This is a genomic window from Glycomyces sp. NPDC021274 (assembly GCF_040641195.1).
Taxonomy (GTDB): Bacteria; Actinomycetota; Actinomycetes; order Mycobacteriales; family Micromonosporaceae; genus Glycomyces.
In genome coordinates this window covers 1-1,082 of sequence record NZ_JBFADC010000123.1, presented here as the reverse complement: position 1 = coordinate 1,082, position 1,082 = coordinate 1, and the positions used below count along the sequence as shown (strand labels likewise).

The window sequence follows — 1,082 nt, the reverse complement described above, 5'->3', positions numbered from 1 at the left end:
CGAGACGGACGAGCAGTACGAAGGATGCCTGAGCTTCTTCGATGTCCGCGGCCTCGTCCCCCGTCCCCTGAAAATCACGGTGGAGTCCACGGACCTGGCCGGCGAAACCGTGATCACCGCTTACGAACGTGGCCTCGCCCGCCTCATCCACCACGAGGTCGACCACCTCGACGGGCTGCTGTACACCGCCCGGATGCGAACGGGAGTCGACCCGATTCCCGTGGGTGAATACCGGCAGACCGGCCGGGCCTGGGCGTACGAGTAGGCCACCAGTGGCCCGGTTCGCGTGCAGTGTCCCGCTGTATCGGCGACAGACCCGCGGCTGTCCACGCGGTGACGCGCGATCTCGGCCGCCGAGCGATAGACAGGAAGGGTGGCGGACAGCAACGAGCCGGACGACGGCGCCAAGGACGAGGCCCAGACCGCGCTGTGCGATCTGTGCGGCACCGTGATCTCGGACAGTACCGAGTGGTATGCCGTGGTCCCGGATTCGTCGTCGATCCACGCCGTCGACGCGAAGTCCGACGGTAAGCGTGTGGTCGTCGGGTGTACGAAGGAGCACCTGGCCGAGCTGGTCGAGCAGTACGAACACCGGCCGTTCGTTCAGAGCGAGCTGTGGGCCGGGAAGATCGCCAGGGCTGTGGAGAAGCACAGGGGGCGGATCAGCAAGGAGGTCCTGGTCGAGGAGACTGGGCTGACCCCGGAGCAAATCGCGGAAGGGGTGGCGTGGGAGAACCTGGACTACCTGCGCTGGCGCCAGCAGTTCGGCGATGACGGCCCGGAGCCGACCTGGTAGGCAGGCGCAAGCCTGTCGGTGTTGCTACCACAGGACATCAGCATCGTCTGCCCAGTGCCAGGGAAGCCGAGACGCCCGGTCCCCGCCGCCCGGAATGCGGACGCTGGCGGCTCCGGGCACTTCCCTGCGGTCTGCGGTCAGTCTCCGAGGCCGGCTTCCTCCAGGTCGAGGGCGCGTTGGAGGCGGCGCCGGGTGCTGTTACTGATCTTGTTGGCCTCGTAGAGCTGCTGGAGTTCGGCAGTCTCCACCGCGATCAGCGATCGGCGGATCTCTCGGTAGGCGTCGT

The 1,082-nt window shown here is 67.2% G+C and carries 2 protein-coding genes; both read left to right on the top strand.

All coding sequences use genetic code 11. From position 1 onward, the window contains the following. On the top strand, positions 1 to 265 hold a 265-nt coding region (locus AB0I03_RS27060), incomplete at its 5' end, for a peptide deformylase (RefSeq protein WP_360417480.1). Positions 266 to 373: 108 nt separating this feature from the next. Next, complete coding sequence (locus AB0I03_RS27055; protein ID WP_360417478.1) at positions 374 to 796, top strand: hypothetical protein; 423 nt, start codon at positions 374 to 376, stop codon at positions 794 to 796. Positions 797 to 1,082: the final 286 nt, after the last annotated feature.